Origin of the sequence: Georgenia deserti (assembly GCF_042680605.1) — a bacterium.
GTDB lineage: Bacteria > Actinomycetota > Actinomycetes > Actinomycetales > Actinomycetaceae > Allobogoriella > Allobogoriella deserti.
In genome coordinates this window covers 1-1,270 of record NZ_JBHUEE010000021.1, presented here as the reverse complement: position 1 = coordinate 1,270, position 1,270 = coordinate 1, and the positions used below count along the sequence as shown (strand labels likewise).

The following is a 1,270-nucleotide window of genomic DNA, read 5'->3' as shown; positions in this document are numbered from 1 at the left end:
TGTGATGTCTCAGGACATCGGAATGGCCCGGACCCACGGTTTGTGGGTTCGGGCCATTCGTCATTTCGGTAGTGGTGTTGTCTGTGGCTGATAGTTGCGGCTGAGGTCGATGGTGAGCTCGCGCAGGATCTCGCCGGTGGCGTGGTTGATGATGGTGACGTGGAGGTCTTGGACGAGCATCAGTACGTGGGTTCGGGCGTGGGTCCGGCCGACGCCGATGTGTCGTAGGCGGCCGGCGACGCGGAGGGTCACTTTGCCGGAGTTGTCGATGATGTCTTCGCGGACGCGTTCGTGGGTGAGCGGCTTGTCCGGGGCTAGCGGGGCGGCTTTCGGCAGGGTGTTGTAGACCGCTGCGGGGGTGGCGCGGTGCGGCAGTGAGCGGTGCGGTCGGTGGTGGTTGTACTCGTCCTTGAACCCGTCGATGCCGTCTTGGAGGGCCGTGAGGGTCTCGGGCTGGGGGTCGAGGGCGGCGAGGTAGTTCTTCATCGTCTGCTGGAAGCGTTCGACCTTCCCGCAGGTGGTGGGGTGGGCGGGTCGGGAGTTCTTCTGCTCGACGTTCCAGGCCTGGAGCTGGTGTTCGAGGTCGTTCTTGCCGCCGCGGCCGCCGGCGAAGCGGGTGGTGTAGACCATGCCGTTGTCGGTCAGGGTCGAGGCCGGGACGCCGTGCTCGGCGGCAGCGTGCCGGAAGGAGTCGGCCACGATCTTGGCGGTGACGGGGGTGTGGGCGGTGATGTGCAGGGCGTAGCGGGAGTGGTCATCGAGCCAGGTGATGATCTCGGCAACGGTGCCGTCGGGCAGCTCGTAGTGCGTGAAGTCTGACTGCCAGGTCTGGTTCGGGGCCTCGGCCTGGAAGCGGATGTAGGAGGACTTCGGTCGTTTGCGCGGCTCGGGCCGCACGAGCCCGGCTCGGTGCAGGATCCGGTTGATCGTCGCCCGGGGCAGGGTGATGCCGTGGTGGTGGTGCAGGTGCCAGCCGATGGTGTCCGCGCCGGCATCCAGGCCACGCCTGGTCAGGTCCTGGCGCAGGGAGAGGACCAAAGCGACGTGCTCGTCCCTTGTCGCTGCCGGGTTCGTCTTCGGCCGACGCGACTTCTGCGTGAACGCGCCCCTGCCCTCCGTCTCGTACTGGCTCATCAATCGAGAGATCCAGCCCTGGGAGACCCCATAGGTGCGGGCGACCTGGGACTGCGAGGCACCGGCAACAACAGCTTCGATGACCAGTCGTCGTTTCGACATGCCCGACCATCACTGGCCCGGCTATGCCGATGAC

General features: G+C 66.4%; 1 protein-coding gene. It reads right to left on the bottom strand.

The features are described from left to right. Positions 1–60: 60 nt before the first annotated feature. Entirely contained in the window at positions 61–1,236 is a 1,176-nt protein-coding gene (locus ACFSE6_RS18880) for an IS481 family transposase (protein ID WP_388011132.1), read from the bottom strand. Positions 1,237–1,270: the final 34 nt, after the last annotated feature.